The 24,674-nt window shown below is 30.0% G+C and carries 12 protein-coding genes and 1 pseudogene; 2 read left to right on the top strand and 11 right to left on the bottom strand.

Annotated elements, in window-relative coordinates; all coding sequences use genetic code 11:
* Positions 1–15: 15 nt before the first annotated feature.
* The 4 genes from JEY78_RS00835 to JEY78_RS00820 all read right to left on the bottom strand — a co-directional run bounded on the left by JEY78_RS00835 (position 16) and on the right by JEY78_RS00820 (position 9,299).
* Positions 16–1,527 (bottom strand): RagB/SusD family nutrient uptake outer membrane protein, encoded by a 1,512-nt coding sequence (locus JEY78_RS00835; protein WP_291846014.1) that lies wholly within the window; start codon positions 1,525–1,527, stop codon positions 16–18.
* A gap of 17 nt (positions 1,528–1,544) precedes the next feature.
* A complete protein-coding gene (locus JEY78_RS00830; protein ID WP_291846013.1) occupies positions 1,545–4,640 on the bottom strand; it encodes a TonB-dependent receptor in 3,096 nt (1,031 codons plus the stop codon).
* 723 nt (positions 4,641–5,363) lie between these two features.
* Positions 5,364–6,062 (bottom strand): SusE domain-containing protein, encoded by a 699-nt coding sequence (locus JEY78_RS00825; protein WP_291846012.1) that lies wholly within the window; start codon positions 6,060–6,062, stop codon positions 5,364–5,366.
* Between the two features lie 3 nt (positions 6,063–6,065).
* Positions 6,066–9,299 (bottom strand): carbohydrate-binding protein, encoded by a 3,234-nt coding sequence (locus JEY78_RS00820; protein ID WP_291846011.1) that lies wholly within the window; start codon positions 9,297–9,299, stop codon positions 6,066–6,068.
* A 295-nt stretch (positions 9,300–9,594) separates the two neighbouring features.
* Here JEY78_RS00820 and JEY78_RS00815 point away from each other — a divergent pair, with 295 nt between their 5' ends.
* On the top strand, positions 9,595–12,423 hold the full coding sequence (locus JEY78_RS00815) for a triple tyrosine motif-containing protein (RefSeq protein WP_291846010.1): 2,829 nt from the start codon (positions 9,595–9,597) through the stop codon (positions 12,421–12,423).
* Positions 12,424–12,510: 87 nt separating this feature from the next.
* Here the strand turns inward: JEY78_RS00815 and JEY78_RS00810 are convergent, their stop codons facing one another.
* The 5 genes and pseudogenes from JEY78_RS00810 to JEY78_RS00790 all read right to left on the bottom strand — a co-directional run bounded on the left by JEY78_RS00810 (position 12,511) and on the right by JEY78_RS00790 (position 20,965).
* Complete coding sequence (locus JEY78_RS00810) at positions 12,511–15,324, bottom strand: triple tyrosine motif-containing protein (protein WP_291846008.1); 2,814 nt, start codon at positions 15,322–15,324, stop codon at positions 12,511–12,513.
* A 182-nt stretch (positions 15,325–15,506) separates the two neighbouring features.
* Positions 15,507–16,888: pseudogene (locus JEY78_RS00805) on the bottom strand (IS3 family transposase).
* Positions 16,889–16,939: 51 nt separating this feature from the next.
* Positions 16,940–18,799 carry a CHASE domain-containing protein gene (locus JEY78_RS00800; protein WP_291846007.1) on the bottom strand — a complete coding sequence of 620 codons (1,860 nt, stop codon included), beginning with the start codon at positions 18,797–18,799 and terminating at the stop codon, positions 16,940–16,942.
* Between the two features lie 107 nt (positions 18,800–18,906).
* On the bottom strand, positions 18,907–19,752 hold the full coding sequence (locus JEY78_RS00795; RefSeq protein WP_291846006.1) for an endonuclease/exonuclease/phosphatase family protein: 846 nt from the start codon (positions 19,750–19,752) through the stop codon (positions 18,907–18,909).
* A gap of 31 nt (positions 19,753–19,783) precedes the next feature.
* Positions 19,784–20,965 (bottom strand): serine hydrolase, encoded by a 1,182-nt coding sequence (locus JEY78_RS00790; RefSeq protein ID WP_291846005.1) that lies wholly within the window; start codon positions 20,963–20,965, stop codon positions 19,784–19,786.
* Positions 20,966–21,240: 275 nt separating this feature from the next.
* Between JEY78_RS00790 and JEY78_RS00785 the strand changes: the two genes are divergently transcribed.
* Complete coding sequence (locus JEY78_RS00785; protein WP_291846004.1) at positions 21,241–22,380, top strand: glycoside hydrolase family 88 protein; 1,140 nt, start codon at positions 21,241–21,243, stop codon at positions 22,378–22,380.
* Between the two features lie 60 nt (positions 22,381–22,440).
* On the opposite strand, the gene JEY78_RS00780 is transcribed toward JEY78_RS00785, so the two are convergent.
* Together JEY78_RS00780 and JEY78_RS00775 are read right to left on the bottom strand one after the other, a co-directional pair.
* Positions 22,441–23,187, bottom strand: a complete 747-nt coding sequence (locus JEY78_RS00780) for a rhamnogalacturonan acetylesterase (protein ID WP_291846003.1) — start codon at positions 23,185–23,187, stop codon at positions 22,441–22,443.
* A 42-nt stretch (positions 23,188–23,229) separates the two neighbouring features.
* Positions 23,230–24,663 (bottom strand): Gfo/Idh/MocA family protein, encoded by a 1,434-nt coding sequence (locus JEY78_RS00775; protein ID WP_291846002.1) that lies wholly within the window; start codon positions 24,661–24,663, stop codon positions 23,230–23,232.
* Between the last annotated feature and the right edge of the window lie 11 nt (positions 24,664–24,674).

The raw sequence follows: 24,674 nt of genomic DNA, 5'->3' as shown, positions 1-24,674 counted from the left end.
AATTTTAATTTTTATTTAGTAGTTTGGATTTTGTACTAATTTGGTATTTTCCAATTCCTTATAAGGTATTGGGAAAATTTCATGTTTCCCAGAAACAAATCCTCTAGAAGCCAATTTAGCTTGTAATTTTCCATTTCTTCTTAAATCGAACCAACGGTGTCCTTCACCTGCCAATTCTAATCTTCTTTCAGCTAACACATTATCCATACTTACAGGAATAGATGGCAACCCAACTCTTGCTCTTACTGCATCTAATAATGCTTGAGCTCTTGTTCCAGTTCCATTTAAAGCTTCTGCTTCTAGTAAATAGGTATCAGCTAATCTTATCACATAAGAATTTTGACGGTGGTTTAACCACATATCTCCTGCACCTGTATGCTCTTCTGCAACAGTTGGAGCAAATTTATTTAAGAAGTAACCAGTATCTTGATACCCTGGAGAATATTGAATTTTACCTTGTTCTGATAATGCTTTTAAATCTAAAACAGTAGCTTCAAATCTAGGATCATTTTTAAGTAAATCATATAATTCAGGAATAATAGGATTAAAACTCCATCCAGAAGAATAAGCAGGAACATTGTCATTTACATCTAAATCAACAAAACCTCTTGGACCAACCATTGTACTAACCATGTTTCCTTCTGCATCATCATTATAAGCATTTCCCCAACCAGCTAAACTTAAATTTGTATGAGTAACTTCTAAAATAGATTCTGTATTAAATTTATTATCAATTTGCCATAAGTCATTAAAATTAGCTAATAACTTATATCCATAAGGGCTAGTAGCTCCTGGCGTACCATTTACAGCTGCAAATTGCGCTGCAGCTTCAGCTTTTTTGCCTTGCTCTAAGTAAACCTTTCCTAAAACCGCTTGTGCAGCTCCTTTAGTAAATCTACCTAATTCATCAGAATTTAATGTAGTTGGTAATCCTGAAATTGCATCTAATAAGTCAATTTCAATTTGGGCATATACTTCTTCTGGTGTTGATTGAACAACATTATAAGTTTCTGCTGGATCTACTGGCGCTGTAAATAATGGTATGTTTTTAAATAAACGTACTAAATTAAAATGGTAGTAAGCTCTTAAAGCTTTTGATTCTGCCATATATCTAGCTTTTAACGTTTCATCCATTGGCACATCCGGCAATTTCAAAATCATCATATTTGCTCTAAAAATACCTTTGTAATAATCACTCCAAAATGATGAAGGCATTTCAATTGCATTTAAAGTATAATTTGAAAATGATTGGATTCCTGCTCCATCAGTAGAGTTACCTCCACCTGCATAATGGTCGTCAGAACCTGCGTTCATCATAGTTACCATGTTTTCAAAACCTCCAGAGTTTTTTCTCATAAAATCATATTCTGCAACTAACCCCGCAAATGCTTCAGTTTGGTTTGCATAATAGTTTCCTGAAAGAAACTGTCCAGAAGGATCTACTTCCAAATAGTCTTCAGAACAAGAGAATATTGTTGCCAATAATGCTACTGCTAGTATTGGTAACCTATATATTTTTAATTTCATAATTCTTTTCATTTTTATTAAAATTGTACGTTAACCCCCATCATAAATGATTGTGCTTGTGGGTAATACCCTTTATCAATTCCCATTACACTTCCTCCAATTTCAGGATCGTATCCTGTATAATTAGTTATTGTTAGTAAATTTTCACCTGTTACATAGACTCTTAATTTGGAAGCTCCAATTTTTTCAACTATGTTATTTGGTAATGAGTATCCTAATTGAATAGTTTTGAATCTTAAGAAATCACCATCTTCTAAATAGAAATCTGAGAACTTCCCAAAGTTACCATTTGGATCGTTATTTGTTAATCTTGGGTATGAATTAGTTGATCCTTCTCCAGTCCATCTTCCTAATGCAGATGTTTGGTGGTTTGCATTAGCAACATCAAGTCTTCTTAAACCTTGGAAAATTTTATTCCCGGCAACTCCTTGAGTAAATACCATAAAATCGAATCCTTTATAATCTAAGTTTAATGTTAAACCAAAAGTATATTTTGGTAATGGTGTTCCTAAGAATGCTTTATCTTCATCAGAAATTTCTCCATCTCCATTGTTATCCTTCCATTTAAAATCTCCTGGTACCGCATTTGGTTGAATTGGAGTTCCTGCATCATTTACATAAGAATTTACTTCATTTATGTTTTGGAAAACTCCATTGGTTTGGTAACCATAAAATGTGTTAATAGATTCTCCTATTTGAATTCTAGTAACTTCACCCATTGATTGAAATCCTGCTCCTCCACCAATAAATTCTTTACCATCTCCTAAGTAGGTAACTTCATTCTTAATGTAAGAAACGTTTCCATTGGCTTTAAAATTAAAGTCTCCAAAAGATTTTCTATAGCCAACTTCAAATTCTAAACCAGTGTTTTTCATATCCGCAACGTTTCCTAATGGACTTCCTGAAGCTCCAACATATCCTGGAATTTCAACAGGTCTCAAAATTCCATTTGTTTCTTTAATGAAATAATCAAAATTCACATCAATATTTTCAAATAATCTTGCTTCAAAACCAATGTTTGTTTGTGCTGTCTCTTCCCATTTTAAATCTGGGTTATCCGGAGCGTTCGGACTATAACCTGTATAAATTACACCTGGATCTCCAAAAGTATAATTTCTACCACCACCTACTAAAGCTAAATATCCAAAATCTCCAATGGCATCATTACCTGTTATACCATAACCACCTCTAATTTTCAATTTAGTTACCACATTATTTTCTGGCCAGAAAGCTTCTTTTGTAGCTACCCAACCTGCAGAAAATGAAGGGAAAATACCAAATTTATTATTAGTACCAAATCTTGAAGAACCATCACGACGAACAATACCTGTAAATAAATATTTTTCATCATAGTTATAGTTTAATCTAGAGAATATTGATATTACTTTATGCTCTGTCCCTGTCCATGAATAACCAACTTTTTGATCATCTGTTACTGGAAAATTAAAACTAGCTTGATCTCTTGAAGTTACAGGCAAATCAAAATAAGTGATACCAACCCCACTAGAAATACCATCAACATATACACCTTGTCCTAATAAAACAGAGAAGTCATGAACTCCAAATACTTTTGAATATGATACCGTGTTTTCTAAATTCCATCCAAAACCTTTACTTCTGCTTCTAGACAAACGGTTTTGAGAATTTACACTTGTTGCTTGTAAATAATATTCTGGAGTAAATCCTTCATCTCCCCAGTAAGACATTTTTCCACTTAAAGATGATTTAAAAACTAAATTTTCTATAGGTGTAACATCAACAAATACATTTCCAACAACATCATCTGACCAGCCATAGTTGCCTATAGATCTTTGAATATCTGCTAAAGGGTTTGTCATTTCCTGTCCAACCCAATTTGAAATTCCATAAGGATTTCCATTTTCATCTCTAAATACTGGATTAGTACTATAAGGAGCTCCGTTAGCAACTACAGGATCTGTAATAACTAATGGAGTAATTGGATCTAAATTTATTGCAGAACTTAATGGTCCACCAAATTCAGAATTTGTTCCAATTCCTTTTGAAGTTTTATGAGCATATCCAAGTGTTTGACCAACTTTAATATATTCAGAAATTTTATGAGTTGAATTTAATCGAATGTTCTTTTTATTGAAATTAGAAACTTCTGACATTACAATTCCTTCTTGATCACTTAAACCAAATGAAGCATAAAATGTAGAAACATCATTACCTCCATTTAAATTAATTTCGTGTGAAGTTCTCATTGCACTGTCATTAAAAATAACATCTTGCCAGTTTGTTCCTTGACCTAAAGCAGCTATATTATTAAAAATAATTGGCCCACCATCTGCAACAGACTTTTCATTCATTATTGCTCCATATTCAGCAGCATTTAATAATGATAATTTTTTTGAAGCTTGAGAAACACCAATAAAAGTGTTATAACTTACATTCACTTTTCCTTGTTTACCTTTTTTAGTTGTAATTAAAATTACCCCAGCAGCAGATCTAGCACCGTAAATAGCTAATGAAGCAGCATCTTTCAGTACTTCAATAGATTGGATGTCTGATTGATTTAGGTAACCAATTCCTCCTGAGTCTACTACAACTCCATCAATAACCCATAATGGATTATTATTTCCAAAAGTTGTAATACCACGTACTCTAACAGTAGATGAAGATCCAGGTTGTCCAGCATCCGCAGCAATTACTACCCCTGAAACTCTACCTTGAAGTGCTTGTTCAACTCTTTCTACGGGTAAACCTTCTAGGTCTTCTGCTTTTACACTTGAAATAGCACCTGTAACAACGCTTTTCTTTTGTGTACCATAACCAACTACAACAACTTCATCTAAGCTTTGTGTGTCTTCAGATAAAGTTACCTTCATAGGGTTATTGTTAACTACTAAAACTTCCTTAGTAGCATATCCAATAAAGGAGAAAACTAATGTTTCGCCTTTTTCAATGTTAGAAATTGTAAAATTTCCATCAAAGTCAGTAGAAGCACCCTTAGTTGTGTTTTTAACAACTACAGTTACACCAGGTAGTGGTGAACCATAAGTATCTACTACATTTCCTTTTACTTCATAGTTTTGTGAGTAACTACATAACCCAACAAAACTGAGAAAAATTGATAATAAAAGTGATTTCATATATAAATGATTAATTAAGTTTTTATAAAGATACCTTGAATTTGAGCTGTTTTTTAAAATGATACCTATACAAAAAACATACATCTGGTATTTTAATAAATGTTAATTTAACATATATTTAAGATAATTTTGATTAAAATTCCAGTGTTTATTGAGGTTAAGCCACTAATTTAGGCGCAACTTTTTATGTTATTTTTTTTAATTATTTAGTTAACTAAAACCTTATAGTTGACTAATTGTTGTGGTAATGTTGAGGTATGTTTTTTATATGTAGTGGTAGCTATATTACTTACAAAGAGTACAGCATATGTTTTCTACCTATATTTCAATAGGCTTCTTCTTATTTTTAAAAAATCCTTCACACTTTTTCACAAAACAACAGCGTAAATGAAATATTCGAAAAGTAGTATGTATAAAAATATAGATTAAGTTTAAGACCTAAATTCAATAAGATTGTAGCTCCTAATTTAAAAATGTTGATATCTTCCATCAACTATTTGTAGATGCGTTTAAAGGGATGGTAATACTATTGGTATGCAAGTATGCATGGAGTCTATAATTCTCTTTTAAATTAGCAATTATTTAACTCTTAAACTAAAATTTAAGGGCAACATAAACAAGTTGAAAATTTCTAATATGAAAATGAAAATTTCAAGAAATTAACTATGAACTACATTACAACAATATAATAAAGTACTAAACTTATGAATAAAGAAAACTAACTTAATCTGTTGTGAAATTCCAAACTTGCCCAATGATTTGGCCTCCTTTATTATCTTTGACAACTACTTTCCAATAATAAGTGGATGAAGTATTTACAGCTTTGGTAAGTGTTTTGGCGCTCAAATTATCTCCAACTTTAACTATTGGTGGATTTGTAGTATCTAAAAATACGTCATACGTTAAAATATCTGCACTATCAACATCTGAAGCATTCCACTCTAACTCAACGGTTGAAGATTGAATAACAGAATTTAATGTAGGTTTTTTAAGCTCAGGTGCAAAAGGTGCATAATTTCCTACACCAATTCCATAAGTGAAAAATTTATATATTGGCGAAAAATTTCCTGCTAAATTTTTACTGTCAATTGCTTTAACTCTCCAATAGTAGGCATTATTATTTTCTAATGTAACCAATGCACTTGTTGAAGTAGTATTAATTATTTGAACAATTTGTGAAAAACTGTTGTCTTTAGCTATTTGAATTTCATACTTAATTGTATCATTATCCAAATCTGTTGAAGTTCCCCATTCAAAAGTAACAACTTTATCTACACAAAGAGAATTGTTAATGGGATTGGATAGTGATGGTGTTGAAGGCGCTTTATTTTCATCTGGAATTGAAGTTGGCGGAGAATCATCTCCACCTCCACAAGAAATAATTAAAATAACAATAGCAACTACTAAAAATATATTTTTCATAGTTTAATTTTTTATAATTTTAATATTAACCAGTGTGTCTAAATGAATTTTCGCCAAATAAACTCCGTTTGAGTTATTTGATAAATCTATAATAACTTGCCCATATTGAACCGGGTATATTTTAGATAAAACTAACTGCGAATTATAATTAAAAACTTCAATTAATACTTCATTTTTTTGAATTGGAATCCCAATTTCAAAAATTCCTTTGGAAGGGTTTGGATATACTTCAACAGCTTCAACTAAATCAACGGATTTTGCAAATACACCTTCACAAACTACACTGGTTTTTACATTAATAAAGTCTCCATTTTGAACAGGAATTTCAAAAGTATTTGACATTGTTTGAAGCATTAACTTACCATTAACTTCCACATTAAACGGTGCTGTTCCCTCTAAAATTTCAATAGAAGCTTTTTTATTTGCAACAGTTGATTTACCTGAAACAGTTTTACCCGCAGCAATTTCAATTGAATAACATTGTTCAAAAGATTCTCCGACTACTGAAATACAAAAATCGTAAGTTTTAGGAGTTAAATTACTAAACTTAATGGTTGCATTGCCAATAAAGCTATGATTTATGCCATTAATTGTGGTTTTATAACTGTAATTTGCTTTTCCTTTAATTGTTATTTGTCCATTATTCATATTAGGACATGTTTCGCCTATACTATTAATCTCAAAATTATCTTTTGCCAAAGTGAAACAACCATTTGAATCAACTGCTGCACCATTAGTTGTATTAGGGCATACATCTTTTGTGTCAGCAACACCATCTTTGTCACTATCTTTTTCTTGTAAAATAAATTCCATCCAGTTTAAATTAAATCCACCAGCAAGAATTTTTAATCGTAAAGTATGCTTCCCTTTTGGAATAATTAAATCGCCAGAGACAGTTGCCCAAGTTTGCCAGCCGCCCGTTACTGGAGTTGCAACAGTAAGTAATGAAGTTTCAACCGAACTTTCATTCACCAAAAACAAACCAATACTTCCTGCATTAAACGCTCCCGCAACTCTAAAATTTACCTTATAATTTTGCTCTTCTTCGGAATAAATTATATAATCAGCATAGTCATTTGCGTCCGTATAACTAATGTTTTTTCCTCCTCCAATATCTGTAGTTGTTTCTGTCGCAAGCCCAACCATAGATTTATAATTTTCTGCTTCAATTTTTAATGGTAAAATATTTACTACTGCTAGTGTATTTCTTATTACTAAATTCGAAAAAGTTTCAAGTTGTTTACCTCCGACAGATTTCACCAAATCGCCAGAATAACTCACTAAAATTTGATCGGTATATAATAAGTTTTTGCTTGTAGCTAAAACTAATGTTTTCTCTTTATTTGATTTTAGTGAAACAGATGAAATAGGTTGACTAACACCATTAACATATAACGTGAATAGTCCTGAAGAACCTGTTAATGAACTAGCTAATACTGTTTGACTAACAGAGATTTCAACTGATTTTTCATCTGATCCTGTTTCGCCATTTAAAGCTTTACAAGAAACTGACTCAACTGTACCTGTCTTTACAAACTCAATACTACTCATATTGTACTCAACCGCATTATCAATATGTAATTTTAAAACCTGAGCACCTTGCTTTAATACAATATTAGGAATTTCAATTGTTTGAAAATTAGTCCAACCATTTGTGCTAGCAACTGTTTGCCCTGCAGTAATATCTTCACCATTAATGGATAAATGAAAAACTCCTCCATTATTTGGGGTAGATAAACGCACTTTAGCCTTATAAGCCGAAGCTTCTGCAACATTAACTGTGTAACTAACCCATTCACCTTTTCTTACATATCCAATATGATATTTATTACTATTAACATTATCTACATTTGTACTAATATCCACACCGTCATTTCTATATACCCAACCAGAATTCCAAGCTTGAAACTCACCTGATGAACCAGAATAATTTGCAACATCAATATCATAATACGCTATTCCATTTTTACCTAAATCAAAATCCGACAAATAAACTACTCCAGGAATGTTATGTTTTTTATAAGGTTTAGTTTCATTGGTTTTTACCTGTCTAATCATAGCATCTGGCACATCTTTTTGATGATAACATTTTGAACTATTGGAGTTAGCAGCCAACTCCATCATTGCATTATAGGCTTCAGTTTCTGTTGGCTTGGTTGTTTCACCTCGCCAATAACTTAGAATCTTTTTGTATGCTGGTGTAAATGGAATAGAATAAGGACCAACAATAGTTTCAACTCTTTTTAATGGCCACCAAGACCAACCAATGTTATTATCTTCAAACAGTTTAATAGCATCTGTAAACCAAACATTAGAATTTTCTCCAGCTTCACCCATCCATAAAGGAACATTTTGCTGATCTCTTAAATTTAAAACCCATTGAATGGAACCAAGATCATTATAACTCCAATATTTATGAAAGCTATACACCATATTATTATCCCAAGCTGGTGTTAAACCCGTAAAATTATTTGCCCAATCGTGACCTTCAATAAAAAGTATGTGTTTTGTATCTACCTCTCGAATGGCATTGGTAATTTCAACATAAAATTGCTTTAATTGTGTACCCGTAACGTGATTTCCATTTACTTCGTTAATTAAATCATAACCGCCAATCCAAGGTTCATCTTTATACCTATCAGCTAACTTTCTCCATAAAGCAACTGTTTTATTTTTATTTTCTTGACTTTGCCATAAAGATGGTTTTGTATCATCATAATCAGAAATTGCAGCGTTTGTACCTTGTCCTCCAGGCGCTCCATGTAAATCTAAAATAAGATACATCTTATTGGACTCACACCAATCTAACAAATTATCAACCATAGTAAAACCTTTTGTTAACCAAGTATTTCCTCCAGCAACTTGCTCATCTTCTATAGGTAAAGTAAATAAATTATAATGCATTGGGAGCCTAACACTATTAAAACCCCATTTCGCTAAAGAATCAATATCTTTTTTAGTTACATGATTTGCCAACCAAGCATCATAAAACTCATTTGTTTTGGTCTCCCCCATTAACGCAATAAGTCTATTTTTAAATTCGTGCTGAGTATCTGCTACATCACTAGATTGCATCATATAACCTTCTTGAAGCATCCATCCACCTAAACCCATTCCACGCAAAATAACTTCATTGCCGTTTTGATCAACAATTTTTTTGCCTTGTGTTTTTAATCCTTGACTCCAACTAAATAAAGTTCCAAACATTAAGATTATTAGAAATATTTTATTTTTCATTTTAAGGTATAAAGATTATTTATTTGCAGAAAATTTGTAATAGTCAAAATAAGCTTTGCTATATTAATAAAATATATCCGCAACATACATTTATCAATATAAAATATCAAAGCCAAATAATTATACAAAATAACATAAAAAATCTCAAAACATTTAAAAATACAACACATTAAAAACTCTCATTACAATTTTAATCAACTCATCAAAAACTTTCATCCTTCGAAATTATAGTCTTGTAAACCCTTTATATTCAATATTATTATTAAATTCACTCAAATTTATTATTTCATCAATAATGAAAAACTTATTTCGCTTTATACCTTTTATATTATTAGTATTTCACCAGGTGAATTCACAAAGTGTGAAAGCTCCTATTTTACGAAATACTCCTTTAAAAGAACATTTTGACTCTAACGATTACAAAGGTGGGATTCAAAACTGGGCTTTCGACCAAACTAGTGATGGTATTTTATACATTGCAAATAATGAAGGTCTTTTAGAATTTGACGGAAGAGAATGGAATAAATATGAGGTTCCACTTTCTACAAGATTAAGAGCTATTAAAGTAGATAGCCAAGACAGAATTTTTGTTGGAGGTCAGGGACAAATTGGGTATTTCACTAAAACAAAAAACGATTTAGTTTTTACATCGCTCTTAAAACATTTACCTAAAAACAAACAAGATATTGCTGAAACTTGGAAAATACTTGAACTTAACAATAAAATATTATTTAATACAGAAAGTGAATTATTTGTTTTTGAGGACAACAAAATAAAGTCCATGAATTTACCAGGATATATGCGCTTTGCATTTAATGTTAATAATAAGATTTTTGCTCAATTCTATGGAAAAGGTCTCTATGAGATTATAAATAATGAGTTCATTAAAGTTAAAGGCTCTGAGATTGATTTTGATATTATTGCAATTTTACCAACTAACAAGGGGTATTATTGTTTAACTAGAGAAGGAGAAATGAAACTGTTAACTGATAAGGGCTATACACCTATTGACCTTAAAGTAACCCTTGGAACAGTTAATACTGCGCTAAAATTAACCTCTGGAGAATATGTTATTGGTACTCAAAGTAAAGGAATTTACATTTTTAATTCAAACTTTACTCTTAAAAATCATTTAACCAAAAAAGAAGGTCTATCAGATAGAACTGTAAAATCTTTATATGAAGATGAATTTCAAAATTTATGGGTAGGACTAAACAATGGAATTGATTACCTTAAAATAAATTTACCTTTTTCATTAATAAATGAAGAAGTTGGGATTGAAGGTACTGGATATGCAGCCATAAGTTATGGTAACGAAATATACCTTGGTACTAACACCGGTGTTTTTATTCAAAAAAAAGAGAATTATAACTCTAATGGCTACCCTTTTAAAATAATAACGGGAAGCGAAGGACAAGTTTATAATTTCTCTGAGGTTGAGAATAAACTTATTTTGAATCACGATCGTGGTGCATTTGATTTAAAAGGTGAAAACCTAACTCAAATTCAAGAAATTGGAAGTTGGAAATTTATGAATACCAAAATACCAAATATTATAATTGGTGGAGATTATAGAGGAATTTCGCTTTTTAATAAAAATAAAGACAACTGGTCAGTAGCTCAAAGAGTTGAAAAATTAGAAGAGCAATCATCTAGAATTATGGAGTTTGAAAATGACTCAACATTATGGATGACACATGTTTCCAAAGGAGCTTTTAGAATTGAATTTGATTCAAATTTAACTATTCAAAAAAACATCCAGAAATACGGAAAGAATGATGGACTACCTTCAAATATGATGATAGATGTTTATTCTTTGAATAACAACTTAGTTTTTACAACAGAAAAAGGTATTTATGATTTTAATTCAAACTCTCATACTTTCAGTCCTAATTTATATTTTAACAAATGGCTTGGAACCGAATATGTAAGCACTATGGCTTCTAATGGGACTAATTCTGTTTACTATATTCAGAACAAAAAATTTGGAAATTTAGTTCAAAAAGGATTTGGCTCTTTTGAAAATAAGACCACTATTTTTAAACATATCAATAAATTTATAAGTGATGATTTAGCAAATATTTCAATACTTGATAAAAACAATGTACTTATTGGTGCTAAAGAAGGCTTTATTGATTATACTCCTAATAAAAAAACATTTGTAAATAAAAACTTTCGTGTATTGCTTAGAAAAGTTGAAACACAATCTTCAACTGATTCCATTAACACCTATAATCCTTCTTATATAGATCAAATTGAAATTACCGAAACACATTCTATCAAATTTCATTATGCCTCACCATATTTCGATGGATTTGAAGATTTAAAATACTGTTACAGACTTTTACCGCTAGATGAACAATGGTCTAAATGGTCTAGCTTAGGTGAAAAAGAATTTACACACCTACCTTTCGGAGAATATACTTTAGAAATAAAAGCTAAGAATATTTACGAAATAGAAAGTAATGTATCTACCTTTTCTTTTGAAGTTTTAACCCCTTGGTACTTCACAAATTTGGCTAAAATGTGTTATTTGATTTTGGTCCTTATTTCTTTAACATTAATACCCTTTATTCAGCAAAAAAAATATAGAAAAGAAAAATCTATTATTTACAAGAATAAAGATGAAGAAATAAAAATAAAAGATAAAGAAATAAATAAATTAGAAAATGAAAAGCTTAAATCAGAAATTAATCTTAAAAATGATCAACTAACAACAATCACTATGCATTTGGTTAAAAACAATGATTTTATTCAGGATGTTCAAAATAAAATTGTTTCATCTCTAGATCAAACTGATTCAAAAAAAGCATTGAAGAAAATAATAAAAACTATTGATAAAGAGCTTTCAAACAACGATTCATGGGATCAATTTGCATATCATTTTGATCAAGTACACAGTAATTATTTAAAAAAACTTTCTGATAGCAATATAAAACTTTCTCCTAGAGAAATTAAATTAGCAGCATTTTTAAGAATGAATATGAGTTCTAAAGAAATCTCTAAAATGCTTAATATTACATCTCGTGGAGTAGAACTTGCCAGATATAGACTAAGAAAAAAATTAAACCTGAAAAGAGAGCAAAATTTAGTTGAGTATTTAATCGATTTAGATAACTCTTAGTTCTTTCAGGCTGCATACTTCTTTCTATTTTTTAATATAAATACATTAAAAATTGATATTTCACTGCAGTTATACAAATTTTTAAAATTATAATTCTAAAATATACTCCACGAGGCTTTTTTCATGCTGCAATTCCATTTTCTTTCTAAGCCTATATCTTTTTATTTCTACGCTACGAGCTGAAATATTTAATAGTGGAGCTATTTCTTTAGATGATAGATTTAAACGCAAATACGCACACAATCTTAAATCATTTGGAGTTAAATTTGGATGCGCTGCTTTTACCTTCTTTAAAAAATCACTATCTGCATTGTTAAATGCTTCTTGAAACATCTCCCAGTCACTTGTATTAGATAAGTTTTTATTAATAATTTTTATTACAGGTTTAATTTTACTGTCATCTTTTACAACTCCAAGTTCATTTTTAATAGTATTCAAAAGTTCATTCTTTTTTATAATACTCATTGTTGAAGCCGATAACTCTCTAGTTTTACTATCAATTTCATTTTGCAACTTTTCGTTTCTCAAATTCATAATTTCTTTTTCATTTTCTAATTGAGTCATTGAAAACTCCTGCTGCTTTTTATCCATCAATGTTTTCTTTTGCTTGGAATAATGTCTTTTGTACAGCATGTGGATTACCAATGATAAAATGATAAATAAAATTACGTAAACAATAATAATTTCGTTAGATAAAAACCACGGTTTTTCTATAGTAAACGAGAAAGCTGCTATGTTTTTAGAAATTTTACTTCCCACTCTTGCTTTCACATTAAACGTATATTTACCATAAGGTAAGTTTTTAAAAGCTACTTCAGATTCTTTAGACCAATTGGTCCATTTATTATACATACCTTTTAATTGGTACTGATAGTTTACTTCTGCATATTTATTATATCCCGGAGCGCTAAATTTAAAAGAAACATTATTTTCCTTATTTTTAAAGGTAACATTGTTATTCTTTAATGAAACCGGAATGGAATTAATATTAATAGTTCCTTTTTCAATGGCGTTTATGCTAACTGTAAAGTCATCTTGTTTTATTTTTTTAAGATCTAAAATTAAATATCCTTCGGAAGAACCAAACAAATAGGCGTCATTATTTAAATGCAGCACACTTTCAAAGCCTGCTATAAATTTTCTTGAAGAAGCTTCTAAAGATATTTTGGTGACTTTAGCTACGTTGTTTAATTTTCCTGGGGTAAAATATAATAAACTCTTATCTGAGAAACCCCAAAGCGTGTTAGTAATATTATCATTTAAAAGTTTACCCGAAACATAGCTATCATCCTTTAAAAAATAATCACTTAAAATTGGGTCTTTATCAAAATTATTACTGGTTGTATTATACCTAAAAATTCCCATATTAGAACCATACAACAATTGCCCCTCATAATTAGTAATGGCTGACTTTAATGCCTTTGGTGCACTTTTTAAAATGTCGCTACTTACAACTTTTGTATAATTATCATCTAATTCAATTTTAAAAACGCCTTTATACTCATGATTCATTAAAATACTGCCATCCTTTGTAAATTCAAAAAACCGACTTGTTGGATTAAAGCCTTTAATTTTGTTTCTAAATTGCCAGGTACCATTTCTTTTTTCAATAACATTTAAACCACTATAATACCCTTGAATTAATATATTTTTATTGTTTTTAACTGGCTTTATTTCCATGGTTCCCATAACATTACTTATAAGATTTGCCACTCCATTATTTACAATATAAGTTCCTTTATTGTGACCACAAAAAAGTGTATTATCATAAATCCTTAAACACCAAACTTGACCATCAGTACCTTCAATAAAATTAAAATCGTTGTTTGAGTCCAAATCTTTATAAAACAACCCTTGGTTTGTGCCTAAATATAATTTATTGTTAAAAATTGCAGAAGTATAAACAGAACCCAATTTCCCGCTAAAATCATTATAAACTCTGAAAGGAGAATTAAAGTTTACCACACTTAAGCCGTTATCTAAACCTAGCCAAAGATTATGCTCTTTATCTTCAAATAACGATAATACGGTATTGTTATTTAAGCCTTTCTCTTGATTTATGTGAATTAATAAATCTCCGTTTTTATTAATATGAAACATTCCGTTAGATATTGTTCCCAATATAAAACTTCCATCGGCTAATTGTAAGCTGCTATAAATACTAATTTTTGAAATTATTGCATTTGAAGAAATTTCCCATTTTTTTAGAACACCTTCCTCTAAATAATAAAAACCATCCTTTTGTGTTTGATAGAGTATTCTATTGTCTGATTTAAAAATATTTACCAATATATTAGTTTTCAGCATTTCATTATCCGAAACCAATACTGGCATTCCATTTTCAATTTTAAAAATACCAACTTCCATTTTTTGAAAGTAAATTGCGTTATCTACTTTAAAGGCTTTTGGAAGTTGTGTTTCTGAATTAATTATTTTTACCGACTCATCTAATGTATTGTAAATATAAATTCTATGTAACGACTGAAAAAGCACCCAGCTATCAAAAGTTATAATATTCCAGAAATCTTCTTCAATTAAAGATTCTTTTAATTTAGCACTTAAAGATGTATAATATAAACTGCCAAATTCATTTTTTTTCCAAAACCCAAACTCCATATAACTTCCTGTATATATTTTGTTGTTTTGAACATTTACAGAGCGTATTATAGTATTATTGGGTGAAGGATATAATTTCCATGTTGCACCATTAAACTCTAACAATCCGCTATTATTTGCTACATAAATATTCCTTTCTTCGGATTGAGAAATAGACCAGTTTTGATTTTCAGCTCCATAACTTGTTGGCGCATAGTTTTTAATTGGTGGCAATTCTTGAGAAAAAACACTTACTGAAAATACGATACATATTAACTTAAATACTACAGTTAGTTTTAATTTCATGGAAATCATTTTTTTGAAGCGCTACAAAATTACACTTTTAATAGGAAATATAATTGAACAGGTTTTTAATAGAGTTTTTTTACTGCTCCTTTGAAACATTAAATAAATACTCATCAATTAGTTTTTTAAATTTGTATGTCTTCAAACTAATTTAGACTTTTTAATAGAGAGTATTTAATTGATTAATTCAAAGTTAATTGTTTTTTTTGATTTGTTAATTTTTTAAATTTTAAGTACTCATTTCTACGTTGGTTCATAGCTTGTTTTTTTAATTTTTGTCTTTCTTTAAGAATTTGTTCTCCTCTACCGTAATATACATCAGCAGGAGTTAAATTTTGTAAAGATTCGTGGTATCTTTCGTTGTTATAAGTGTGCACAAATTTTTCTAAAGCATTTTCCAATTCCTCGGGAGTATAATAATTATCAAGTTTCACTACATTTTTCATTGTTCTGTGATAACGTTCAATTTTGCCTTGTGTTTGTGGATGATTAGGTCTTCCGTGTACTTGTTCCATCTGGTGCTGGTCTTTTAAATAAGTTTTCAGTTCTGTTGCAATGTAACAAGAGCCATTATCTGATAATAATCTCGGAGGTTGTTTGGTTATCAGTTTTGCTTTTACAATAGCCGTATTTACAGTTCTTTTAACGTCATCAACCTTCATATTTGAACAAAGCTCCCAATGGACAATATATCTACTGTAATCATCTAATACAGTACTTAGGTAATACCAACCCCATCCCAGGATTTTAAAGTAGGTAAAGTCGGTTTGCCACATTTGATGAACAAATCCTGTTTTACTTGTAAATTCATCAGCAGCACTGAGGAAAATATGCGCAGGGGCTGTAATAAGACCTCTAGATTTTAAAATTCTATAAACGCTGGATTCAGACATAAATACCTGTTGTTCATCTGTGATTTTATAGGCTAATTCCCTAGAAGATAATTGAGGATAATCCAATGCTAATTTCACCACTAAGTTCTTTTGCTGCTGTGGAATGCTATTCCATTGCCGATTGACACATCTTTTATTTGGAAGCAATCCTTCTACACCCTTTTCCGTATAGGCATTATACCAATTATAGAACGTGCTTTTATTGAGTCCAATTTCCCTGAGTGTTCTATTCACTCCAATTTCGGAGCGAACCACCATATGAATAATTTCTTGTTTTTCGGATACTGTAAAACGCATATATTTCTTGTATTTTACAGTTAGTCCAACTCGGATAAGCTTTTTTTTACAATGTCATAACGCAATACTAAATCAGCCACAATCTCTTTTAAACGCTGATTTTCTTTTCTAAGTTCTGATACTTCATCGCTGGTAGCTTCTCTTACGGTATCACCTGCAAGACGCTTTTTCCCTGCTTCTAAAAACTCTTTGTTCCATTTATAAAAGGAAGACTCGTGAATACCATATTTTCTACATAATTCTGCAACAGACATTTCTGCTCGCAAGGCTTCCATTACAATCTGTATCTTTTGTTCGGAACTAAAGATTCTTTTCGTTTTTCTACGAATCTCTTTAATGAAGTTTTCAGTGGTTTGTTTCTTCTGTGTTTTCATAATATATCAAAATTAAAGATTTTGAAAACACTCTCTATTAATTTGTTAAAATCAGTCCACTTTTTGCTGACGATTTACATTTTTAATATATAATGGGATTTTATTTTCTTTTGCCCTTATATCAAAAACAGAGAATAATTCTAGTAATAAATCATTTAAACAAACTTCGCTTTCTAGGACACTAACTTGTTTTGTTCCCAGTCTAGATATTTCAATGATATCATCAATAATATGAAGTAATTGTTTACCACTACTTTGAACAATTTGAACGTAATTCTTTCTTTTCTCCTCACTTAAATCCGGATTTAAAAGAAAATCGGTAAAACCTAAAATTCCATTCATTGGTGTTCTAATTTCATGAGACATATTGTTCAAAAACTCCGTTTTTAAACGGTTACTCTCTTCCGCATTTCCTTTCGCAATAATTAATTCATTTTCAACCTTTTTTTGTTCTGTTATGTCAATTTCAATTCCATCCCAACAAATAGCTCCTTTTAAAATTCTAGGTTTAGATATATAATAAGACCATCTAATTGAACCATCTAGATTTACAACTCTTGCTTCTGTTCTAAAAACGGACATTTCTTTTAATGCTGCTTGTTCTTTTAAAATTAAATCTTCAATATCATCTTTATGAATTCTTCCATAAACCAACTCTGGATTTTCTTTTGCCTCTTGAACTGTGCAACCATATAAATCTTTTACAGCATCACTTACATATGTAAACTCCCTTCTATTTTCATCTAAAGTAATTACTTGATAAATCATTCCATTCACCAAATTATTTGAAATTAGTTTTAATTGGTTTTCACTTTCCTCAGCTACTTCTTTGGCTAAAAAAAGCTCTTCATTTTTTTTACTTAAATCTGAAGTAAGGTTGTTTGCAATTCTCTTTGCTAAATTGGCTGTATTAGATAATGAAAACACTAAAAAACTTAATAATAAGCTAATTACAAACGCAATTATTAGAACAATAATACTAAAACCGTTAAAAAACCCTTCTTTTGGCTGGGTAAATTGCAAGGTCCAAATCTTGTCCTTCAATTTAATTGGCAGTAATAAATTGTTAAAATTATTTGTGTTGCTTTTATTTAAATTTATTTCAGAATTATACAGAAGTGAATTTAAATTTAAAGTATCTCCATCAAAAATATTTAAATGAATTTGGTTTTTGTTGTCTAAATTATAGGGAGCAACAACGCCCTCCATAAAGTCGTTTATTCTAAATGATAATGCAGCCCAACTATCAATAGCCTTTCTCCTTTCATTTACATTATTTAAAGGCTTTCCTTTTTTATAGACTGGAGAATAAATGACAATACTTGGCTGACCATTATTATCTCCTTCCTGTATTAAATTTACTTTGTTTGTTAAAATTGCCGTATTTAAATCTCTTGATTCTTCTAATGCTTTTCTCATATTAACATTAGAACTAATATTAAAACCAATAGCTTTTACATTTCTATCTATTAAAGGTTCTATAAATATAATTGGTGTAAATTCTTCCATTTCCAATTTGGGAAAAAGAGTATACTCATTTGAAAATTCATTTTTAAAACGATTTATATGTTTTTGAAGTTGATTTTTTGGCACGCTTGCAACATAAGCCACACCTTGAAAACCCTTTAAATAACTACTAACATTGCTTTTTTCAACAAAAAACTTCCAATCTTCTCTTGTAATGGTATCTGAAGCCATAAAAAAAGAGGAACTACTTTGAGAAAATTGAATATAAGCATTTAATCTACTTTGAATTTTTTCTTTTATTTCAGTAGCTACAATTTCTAATTGTTGTGCTGCAATTTTATTTGTATCTCTTTTAACATAATAAGTTACAATAATTGACAAACCCAAACTGAATAACAGTACTAGTACAGGAATTAAAAGTGTTCTTTGCTTTATTTCAGACATTTATTGAGGTTTGTAAATTTACCTCCCAAAGTAAACTATTTTAAAATGAAATCAAAAAATAATATTATTGGAAGCGCAGTGTTTTAATAACTAAAACAAGCTTTTTATTACATTTTTTTAAACATTAAATGAACCAATACAGGAAAATGATCAGAAGGATATTTATTGTTATATGTTTCCCTTAAAACTTTATATTTTTTAACTTTTATAGCGTTTTCACTCACAAAAATAAAATCTATTCTGTCGGTACTATTTTTAGAAATATCAAAACCATTAAAAGTCCCTAAAGTATCTATCACTTTACTTTTTGAAATTATTTTAGAATCTTTTAAATAAGAATCTATATATTTTATAACATCAGTTTCTTCAGTTAAATTAAAATCACCCATTAAAATTACCGGTAATTTATCTGTATTTAATTCCTTTATTTTTTGAAGAATTAATTTTGAAGATTGTTCCCTTGCTACGTCCCCAATATGATCAAAATGGGTATTAAAAACCCAAAATTTTCTATTTGTTTTTTTATCACTTAACAGTGCATATGTGCAAACTCTAAAATAAGCAGCGTCCCATCCTTTTGATGGTATTTCAGATGATTCCGATAACCAAAAAGTATTTTGAGTTAATAAATTATATTTAATTTTATTAAAAAAAATTGCAGAATACTCTCCTTTATTTTTGCCATCATCTCTACCAACTCCTACATAATTATAGTTTATTAAAACACTATCAACAAAAGCAACTTGGTTAGGTAAAGCTTCTTGAACACCAAAAACATCAACCTTATTTAAAGTTATTTGTTTTATCAATGCGTTTTTTCGAAAATCCCATGAGTTTTCACCATCACTCGGAGTATCTAACCTTATATTGTAAGTCATTATTTTAGCACGCTGACTCCATAAAGATTGCGTAAATAATAGACAAATTAATGCAAAAGGAATTAAATATTTCATGAAAATATATTTTTACTTCAAAAATAAACTATTATCCTTTAAAATTTTCAGTAACAATTTTCTTTATTGAATTATTGAGTGCAGTTAAACCCTTATAACTAGTATGTTCTAAAATAATAATTACCAAATCATCTTCCGGATATCTTGTTAGAGAAGTGCTAAAACCATTCCAATTCCCATGATGATAAATTGCTTTTTCATCTTTTTCATCAATTCTAAAGCCAAATCCATAAGGGATTTCTCTTCCATTCTTTGTTTCTCCTTTAGCGTACATTAATTTTAAAGATGCTTCACTAAGTAATTTTCCACTATTTAAGCTAAGTGTCCATTTTAATAAATCTTCACAGGTAGAATATACATTTTTATCTCCTACAATTGCATCATTTAAAGATTTATTAATTCTGGAATGTCTCCACCCTTTAACTAATCTATATCCATCTAATTGATTTGCTCTTGTACTGTCAATTTCAAAACTATACACAAACGAATCTTTCATTTCAAGAGGATCAAAAACATTTTTCTTCATAAAATCACTAAAACTCAACCCTGAAACTTTTTCAACAATGGATGCTAATACAAAATATCCTGTATTTGAATAATCAAATTTTTGACCTGGTGTAAAAAAACGCTGAACATTTACAGAATCAAGCAATTGCATCATTTCACTGTTTGTTGGTGCCTTTTCTTGCTTCCATTTATTATCCGTAACCCAAAAATACTTTGGCAGTCCAGCTGTATGATTTAACAAGTTTTTAATGGTAACATTTTCATATGGAAAATCTGGGAAATAATTACTTACCAAATCATTTAATTGCACTTGATTTCGCTCATTTAACAACATAATGGCTGCTGCGGTAAATTGTTTACTTACAGATGCCAATTGGAAAGTAAACTCATCGTTTAAAGGCTCCTTTTTATTAAAATCGGCATAACCAACGTTTTTTTTATATAAAACCTTACCGTTTTTAGCAACCAATACAGACCCATGAAAATCATTTCTTTTATTAATGCTTTGTAATAATGCGTCTAATTTAAGACTTACTAATTTTGTTTCTTCTGCTGAGTAGTTTTCAATGACAATTGACTCAACTTTTGGCGCAATAGAAGCTGAAGAATTTGTTCCGTTTTCAGATGCTTCAGATCTAGTGCTGAGTATAAAAACGAACAAAGTAATTGCAAGGGCTGAGGCTAAGTATTTAAAATATATTTTCAAATTAATCTTTGGGGTTTAGGGATGCAATTTAAGCATCACAATTAATATTTCAAAAGGTTAAAATTAATTTAACTAAACTTTCTGAAAAACATTTAATCTTCATAAAATCACATGGAAAATCTTGTATTCAAACTAACATTTAAACCATTTTACTATACATAAACGTAACAAATTGAAATATACTATGTATTATCCTATATTTATTTTTAATTTTGAATAGCTAACAATAAAAAGTAAGAGAAAATTATTGTTTCAATATTAAAATTCACGAAAAAATGAAAGTAAAAATAATTTTAAAGTGTGTATTTATTACATTAAACATTAGCTTCTTATTTTTAATACTTTTTTGGTCCACTACTTCAAAAGCTCAGGAAATTAAAGCTGAAGAGGTAAAACAACTCATGGAAAAAGTTGCGAACTGGCAAATTGAACATTTTTCGGATAGTTATAATGAAAATAATTATGATCATCATCCACTTGACTGGACAAATGGCGCATTGTATGTTGGCATGGAAAAATGGGCTAAAATGTCAGAAAATGACACTTATTACAATTGGCTCATTGAAATTGGAGAAAAGTATTCGTGGAAATTAAATACTAGAAAATACCATGCAGATGATCATACCGTTGGTCAGTTATATCTTGAATTATATAAAAAATATAACGTTGAAGCTATGCTAAAACCAACAAAAGATCAGTTTGATTTTATTTTACTTCATCCTGCAAAAACCTCGCTACATTGGAATACTCCATATCACCAAGACAGATGGAATTGGTGCGATGCTTTATTTATGTCGCCTCCAGTTTGGGCAAAACTTTACAATTTAACGGGTGAAGAAAAATATCTCAACTTTTTGATGGCTGAATTTAAAGCTACAACGAATTTTTTATTTGATGAAAATGAAAACCTTTATTATAGAGATGAAAGTTATATGGGCAAACTAGATCACGGAACCAAAATATTCTGGTCTCGTGGAAATGGATGGGTATTTGCTGGACTTGTAAATATTATGAATGAGTTAAACCCTAACAGTGAAGAATACCAATACTTTCTAGAGATTTATAAAAAAATGGCAGATAAATTAATTAAAATTCAAACACCAGAAGGCCATTGGTCTATGAGTTTATTAGGTCAAGATTTCTACCCAACTCCAGAAACAAGTGGATCTTCATTTTATATTTATGGCTTAGCTTGGGGCATAAATAATGGGATTTTAAACAAAAAAATGTATGGCACATCTGTAAAAAAAGGATGGAATGCAATGGTTAGCCATGTTACTGAAGATGGAATGCTAGGCTATGTTCAACCAATTGGAGCTGCTCCAGGCAATGCATGGGCCGATAAAACTGAAGTATACGGTACCGGAGCCTTTTTATGTGCAGGCTCCGAAGTATATAAATTATATATTCAATAATGAACTTCTAAAAAAGTTTAAATCAAACCAATTTGAAAATTAAAAGATAATAAGCACTCCCTATTCTTTTATATATTTTACAAGCAGAAGAGCTGTTTTTTTCAATTCCTCAACAGCAATAGTAGCTATTTCAGTTGCGCCTAAAACTGATAAATGAGTATTGTCATCCAATCCTTTTGGCAGATAATCATTTTCACCCGGCATAAAATGTAAGTGTAAATTTTTTGACTTTTCTGGGCCGTATGATTCCTCTAATAATTCTGTATAATACTGTAAATCAATAAAAGTTACATTTAAATCTTGAGCAACCAATCTTGTTTCCAAAGTATAAGCTCCATGAGAATCTAATAGCACACCTTCATTATTAAACTTTCTTCTAGCAATGGATGAAAACAATACCGGAATCGCTCCTTTTCCTCTAGTTTCCTGCACATATCTAATTAAATTATGGCGATAGGATGAATGAGGATTTGTATATCTTGTTGAATCGGTTAATTTACCATCATTATGTCCAAATTGAATAAAAACATAATCTCCAGGTTTTAGGCTATTATAAACAGGTTCCCAATGCTTTAAATTTCTAAAACTACGTGTACTTCTCCCGTTTACAGCTCTATTATCTACAATAACATTCTCTGTAAAAAAGGGTTGTAACATTTGACCCCAACCTCGTTCCGGATTCTGTTCTGGGTTTGGTTTATTTGCCATTGTAGAATCACCAATAGTATAAACTGTTATTTGTTGTGCTTTTGAATAATTTGCTATCAGAAGCATAATTGCAATTAATAAAATATTTTTAATTTTCATTTGTATTTATTTTATATTTAAAAGTTTGTTTTTATTCAAAAATTAGCTCCATTTATTTATTTTCGGAACTAAATTAGTAAGATCTGAAATTTTAATTGGCAAACCGGTGTCTATACTTTTTCTTGCTGCGATACCAATTAAAACTGCCATTGATCCATCTCTAACATCAGCTGCATGATTTAATGTTGGTTTGGTGTTTTGCCCTCTAAAAATTTCATCAAACATTAATTTATCACCGCCCCAATGTCCTGAACGCACATAAGGAAATTCTATTTTTTTATACTCCTCAAAATTTCTTTGTGACACTATTTCGTGAAATTTAACCTCCTTTTTTGTATGTGAAGAATTATCCATTTCCTTTTCGTGAAGTTTCGCTTGGTCTTCTGGATTCTCTTCTCTCCAAGGAATTCCTTCTTGAGTTTCTAATCTTCCTTCTTTTCCGTTAAAAGCAAAACGAAAACCTTCAAAAGGCGAATAGGTTGTTAAAGAATATGTAACCTCAACATTATTAGCATATTTAACTAAAACTGACATCTTATCAAAAATATCAATTTCTTCTCTCCACAAACAATTATCTCTAAAATAACCGTCATACTTTTCATTTGCGGCATATAAATTCATATAGTTTTCATTCTTGGTCATATCATAATAAAACTCACATTTATTTGTATGAGGGCAAGATCTGCAATTTTCACCCCTAAATGAATTATTTTTCCCATACTTTTCCAATGCCCCATTAGCATAAACCTCAACAGGATCTGAACCAATCATCCAATTTAACAAATCAAAATGATGTGCCGATTTATGTAATAACAACGTTCCAGATTTAACTCTTAATCCGTGCCAGCGTCTAAAATAATCTGCTCCATGAAATGTGTTTAAATACCAATTTAAATCAACTGAAATTAAATCGCCTATTTCTTTTGAATCAATAATTTCCTTTAGTTTGGTAAATAATTTTCCATACCTATAATTAAAGGCCATTATTAATTTTCCTTTGGAATTTTGTTGTGCGTCTATAATTTGCTGGCATTTTTGCTCATCTGTAGTCATTGGTTTTTCAGTAACTACATCAATATTTTTATTTAATCCTTTAATTATAAATTCATGATGGGTTGCATCAACTGTAGTAACCATTAATAAATCTATTTGTACCGAATTTAACATTTGATCAAAATCAGTAAATGTTGGACAATCTACACCAATGTAGTTTTTTGCATATTTAACTCTACCCTCATTTATATCACACAAACCAACAAACTCCACCATATCTCCATATTCTTCCATCAAAAATTTTCCATACAGAGAATTTCCTCTACTTCCAGTACCAACCATTGCTACTCTTTTTTTATTTGTAGCATTATTTAAAACCTGACTAAATGCTGGGGAAAAAATCATTGATCCTGCAATTGCTGTTCCTGTTGTTTTTACAAATTTTCTACGTGTTAGTTCTTTATTACTTTTAGAATGTATCATATTTTGAGTAG

Source organism: Lutibacter sp. (assembly GCF_016342705.1).
In the GTDB taxonomy this organism is placed as follows: domain Bacteria; phylum Bacteroidota; class Bacteroidia; order Flavobacteriales; family Flavobacteriaceae; genus Lutibacter.
Note: the sequence above shows the minus strand (reverse complement) of the source record. Positions and strands in the feature narration are given on the sequence as shown.

Bases quoted from the DNA above. Each gene is read 5' to 3' on its own strand.
- JEY78_RS00835 (WP_291846014.1), bottom strand. From the start codon at position 1,527: ATGAAATTAAAAATATATAGGTTACCAATACTAGCAGTAGCATTATTG.
- JEY78_RS00830 (WP_291846013.1), bottom strand. From the start codon at position 4,640: ATGAAATCACTTTTATTATCAATTTTTCTCAGTTTTGTTGGGTTATGT.
- JEY78_RS00825 (WP_291846012.1), bottom strand. From the start codon at position 6,062: ATGAAAAATATATTTTTAGTAGTTGCTATTGTTATTTTAATTATTTCT.
- JEY78_RS00820 (WP_291846011.1), bottom strand. From the start codon at position 9,299: ATGAAAAATAAAATATTTCTAATAATCTTAATGTTTGGAACTTTATTT.
- JEY78_RS00815 (WP_291846010.1), top strand. From the start codon at position 9,595: ATGAAAAACTTATTTCGCTTTATACCTTTTATATTATTAGTATTTCAC.
- JEY78_RS00810 (WP_291846008.1), bottom strand. From the start codon at position 15,324: ATGAAATTAAAACTAACTGTAGTATTTAAGTTAATATGTATCGTATTT.
- JEY78_RS00800 (WP_291846007.1), bottom strand. From the start codon at position 18,799: ATGTCTGAAATAAAGCAAAGAACACTTTTAATTCCTGTACTAGTACTG.
- JEY78_RS00795 (WP_291846006.1), bottom strand. From the start codon at position 19,752: ATGAAATATTTAATTCCTTTTGCATTAATTTGTCTATTATTTACGCAA.
- JEY78_RS00785 (WP_291846004.1), top strand. From the start codon at position 21,241: ATGAAAGTAAAAATAATTTTAAAGTGTGTATTTATTACATTAAACATT.
- JEY78_RS00780 (WP_291846003.1), bottom strand. From the start codon at position 23,187: ATGAAAATTAAAAATATTTTATTAATTGCAATTATGCTTCTGATAGCA.
- JEY78_RS00775 (WP_291846002.1), bottom strand. From the start codon at position 24,663: ATGATACATTCTAAAAGTAATAAAGAACTAACACGTAGAAAATTTGTA.